This is a genomic window from Nostoc sp. ChiVER01 (assembly GCF_034531155.1).
In the GTDB taxonomy this organism is placed as follows: domain Bacteria; phylum Cyanobacteriota; class Cyanobacteriia; order Cyanobacteriales; family Nostocaceae; genus Nostoc.
On sequence record NZ_JAVRBS010000067.1, the window covers coordinates 1 to 3,998 of the forward strand.

A 3,998-nucleotide genomic window follows, 5' to 3' on the forward strand; every position below is an offset into this window, starting at 1 on the left:
CATAAAATGAACTTTTAGCTCAAGATATGCTTCAAAAAGAGCTAACTATTTTATGGGTTCTTGGCAACTTTTGGTGATCTTGGTTGTGGGAAGGCAGAGGGCAGAGGGCAGAAGGCAGAAGTCGGAAGGAAGAAAGATATAATTAAGATACTTCAGTGCGACCCGAAAGTCGCTCGCGAGAGTGGAACCCTCAAAAAGTTCCCAGGTTAGTATCCAAACCTGTACCCACCCGAAGGGGCATTTTGAGTAATTAGTATGTCTCACAGCTAGAGGGTAATGTCTAATCCCAAGTAATAGTCACAAACGAAAGGGAGGGCTAGGGTAAAACCAATATGGATAATGTTTATGAATCTGCGTTGAGGCTCCGATATTCTGAAGGCTATCGAAAGTGACTGATACGGTAGTGTGGGGTAAATCATCCGTTATGTAAACGGAAACAGGAAAGATGCCTGAAGTACATCTTTATAGGATACCAAGCTCCCGGAGTATAGCAGAATCCTACATTGGTTGTATCTGTTGCGTGCGAAACGGGGAAAACCCAATGGGGTCTAACTACGTTGCTGTTTGTAGTTAGTAGGAGTAACCGTAAGGTACTCGGAACTCCTCAGTGGGAGTAGGAAACCCCACTAAGCAAATGCTGCCATGCCGAAAGGTAATAGAAAACAGGACTTGTCCCTGATAACTAAGCAGATAGGTCTGATGACTAACTCGAACTATCAAAAGAGAAAACTAGAATTGTTCACCTCAATCAGGGGTTCTGTTTTCTAGGTTTTAATATCAAACACTACCGAGTCAGCAACACTAAAACTGGATGGAAACTACTCATTAAACCTAGTAAAGAATCTCTTCTAAATATACGGAAAAAGCTAAGAGAAGAGTGGCTAAATCTTAAGGGGCATGACATTAAAAGTGTCATCAAAAAACTCAACCCGATTATTAGAGGTGAAGCAAACTATTTCCGTATAGGTGTTGCCTCAGAGGCATTCAGAAGCTTAGATGACTGGATGTTTAAACGGGAATGTAGATACGTAAATCATACACATCCGAATAGAAATAATAAATGGCGTAAAAATAAGTATTGGGGAAGGTTGAACCTAGAAAGAAAAGATAAATGGGTGTTTGGAGATAAACGCACAGGTTTCCACCTGATAAAGTTTTCTTGGTTCAATATTCAAAGGCATCAACTTGTTGTTGGTAGGTCATCACCAGATGACTCAACACTCAAAGATTACTGGAAGGAAAGAGAAAAAGCGAAAGCTTCCAATCATCCAAAAAGTATTCAGAAAATTGCTGAGAAACAAGGTCATGTTTGTCCTGTCTGTGGACAAAGCCTATACAACGGTGAAGAAATCCACAAACATCATAAATTACCAAGAAACAAAGGCGGTTCAGATACATACTCAAACCTTGAGTTAGTTCATATTTATTGCCATCATCAAATCCATTCTGGAGCTACAGCTACATGACTTGCTTAAGCCGTGTACTTGGAAACTTGTACGCACGGTTTTGAGGGGGGAAAGAGGTAGAAATATCTCTGACCTACCCGACAACTTCACTCCATCAAACATTTGAGGAATAAGCCTTACTCATGTTCTATGTCGGTGCTAACTCACCTATTACCAGATTCAAGCAATCTGAGACTTGAGAATTGCCAACTTGATAAGATAAAAACGAAGATTTATTTGATTGTTTCCGCAATCAGTAGAGTAGTTAACTGTCCAGTTTGTAACCAACCAACTCACAAAATTCATAGTCGCTATGAACGCTTATTAGCAGACTTACCCTGGGCTGATTACAGCATTACCTTACAGTTACGGGTAAGGAAGTTTTTTTGCATCAATAGGTTGTGTAAACGGCGCATTTTTACAGAAAGGCTGACCAATGTAACCACACCTTGGGCTAGAAGAACTCTACGTTTAGCTCAACGACTGAGTGTGATTGGTTTAGCTAATGGTGGTGCAGCAGGGGAAAGACTCTTACAGCAATGGGGGATAAAAGTTTCTCGCAACACACTGTTAAATTTAGTCCGCTCAATCCCACTGCCACCCATCGTAACGCCACATACTCTTGGGGTAGACGACTTCTGCTTTCGTAAATGTAAAACTTACGGGACAGCACTAATTGACCTCGAACGCAGCCGACCAATTGCTTTACTAAAAGATGCTAAGGCTGAAACCTTAGCAGAATGGTTAAAAGCTCACCCCGGTGTCAAAGTCGTCTCACGAGATCGGTCAAAAACTTATGAAAGTGGTATTCGCCAAGGCGCACCAGAAGCCATTCAAGTTGCAGACCGTTTTCATCTATTGCAGAACTTATCTCAAACGCTTTATCAAGTCTTTGGTAATCACGCCAAAACACTAAAAGAAGTAGAAAAACAAGTCTTTAATACTGATACTAAAGTGCTAGAAGAGATGGAAACAGCACTTGAAGAAGGCAGAAGTACGTTCGTGCAGCGTCCCGTATGGAAGGCAGAGGGCATTCGGGAATTGAATGGGGATTCCGACCCCACCCAATTGCAGACCACTGAAATTCAAAACGAATGTGGGAATATTAAACCCTTTTTGGCAGAAAATACAGACGGATTGACTGCACGGGAAAACCTTCAAGCCAACATAATGCCTTCTGCCGTCTGCCCTCTGCCTTTCCCCGATAACCTTTCTATGATTGCTGAGACTAATAAGAGTCCAGTTGTGCCAAGGTTTCCCCAAAACACATCTTTAAAAAGAAAAGTCCAATCCGCCAAGGCGCAGGCTAGACGGAGGGAAATCCATGAGCAAGTTTGGAGACTGCGGTCTATTGGCTTCTCAGGGCTAGCAATCGCTCAAGAGCTGGGAGTTTCTAAAACTACCGTATTCAATTACTTGCGTAGCTCAACTTTTACCGAACGTCGTGAACGTAGCGACCACGGTCTGAGTCTTCTCAACCCTTATCATGATTACCTCCTCAGTCGCTGGAATAGGGGGAACCACAACACCCAAGAACTGTTTGAAGAAATTCGCACCTGCGGCTATATTGGTGGTTATGCCACGGTCGCTCGCTTCACTCGTTATCTCAAGACCTTGCCCGGATTTGGGCCAGCAAAGTGTTCAAAGAAAAATGCGTCCTCTAGGGTTAGTTCTTCCTCCCATCGTCCTCTCACCCCCAGTCGCGTCACAGCTTTAGTCTTGCGACGACCAGAATTAATACAGCCTAATGAGCGTGAAATCATCGCTCAACTACTTTCAGCCCATTCTGATTTGAAGTCAGCTATTGAACTAGCTCAACAGTTTACATTCCTTGTGCGTCAACGCCTACCTGAGCAGCTCGATGCTTGGTTCAACAAAGCTAAAAACAGCTCTGTTTCTTTGTTGCGCTCCTTCGCTGTTAGTTTAGAGTCTGACTACAATGCTGTGAAAGCAGGTGTAACTATGTCAGTTAGTAATGGCCCAGTTGAAGGCCATATTAATCGCTTGAAAATGTTAAAGCGACAGATGTATGGTCGCGCCAAAATAGATTTACTTGAACGACGATTTTTGTTGGCTATTTGAGGAGAAAATTTTGACAATTTACACTTGATTATATGAGTTATAGAAATCAGTTTATCTGGCAAAGGGCGGTTCAACTTGCTATCAATTGTTATAAATTTACCCGCCTATTCCCTCAGTCAGAATTGTATGGTTTAACCAGCCAAATCCGACGTTCTTCTGTATCTGTAGCATCTAATATAGCAGAAGGTTATGGTAGGCGTTCCAAGCCAGAATATATACAGTTCTTACATATTGCGTTAGGTTCTTTGAGAGAACTTGATACGCAATTAATCATTGCCAAAGAAGTAGATTTAGCCGAGAAAAATCTTTTCACACCTCTATTAAATGAAGTTGAGGAAATGCAAAGTATATTAGTTGCAAGCTTAAATAAACTTAAAGCTTGAATTTACTACTTCTTCCTTTCCGACTTCTGCCTTCTGCCCTCTGCCTTCTGCCTTCCCCAACCAAGATCACCAAAAGTTGCCAAGAACC

At 42.1% G+C, this 3,998-nt stretch carries 3 protein-coding genes and 1 pseudogene; all 4 read left to right on the forward strand.

Annotated elements, in window-relative coordinates; translation table 11 throughout:
- Window positions 1-854 precede the first annotated feature (854 nt).
- Window positions 855-1,070 (forward strand): annotated as a pseudogene (locus RMY00_RS35955) (group II intron maturase-specific domain-containing protein); the annotation flags it as partial.
- 18 nt (window positions 1,071-1,088) lie between these two features.
- Entirely contained in the window at window positions 1,089-1,466 is a 378-nt protein-coding gene (locus RMY00_RS35960; RefSeq protein ID WP_322652122.1) for an HNH endonuclease signature motif containing protein, read from the forward strand.
- A 216-nt stretch (window positions 1,467-1,682) separates the two neighbouring features.
- The gene (locus RMY00_RS35965; RefSeq protein ID WP_322652123.1) at window positions 1,683-3,527 is read left to right on the forward strand and encodes an ISL3 family transposase; all 1,845 of its coding nucleotides are present in this window, start codon (window positions 1,683-1,685) and stop codon (window positions 3,525-3,527) included.
- 32 nt (window positions 3,528-3,559) lie between these two features.
- Window positions 3,560-3,910, forward strand: coding sequence for a four helix bundle protein (locus RMY00_RS35970; RefSeq protein WP_114085619.1), 351 nt, complete (start codon window positions 3,560-3,562; stop codon window positions 3,908-3,910).
- The last annotated feature ends 88 nt before the right edge of the window (window positions 3,911-3,998 follow it).

Bases quoted from the DNA above. Each gene is read 5' to 3' on its own strand.
- RMY00_RS35970 (WP_114085619.1), top strand. From the start codon at position 3,560: ATGAGTTATAGAAATCAGTTTATCTGGCAAAGGGCGGTTCAACTTGCT.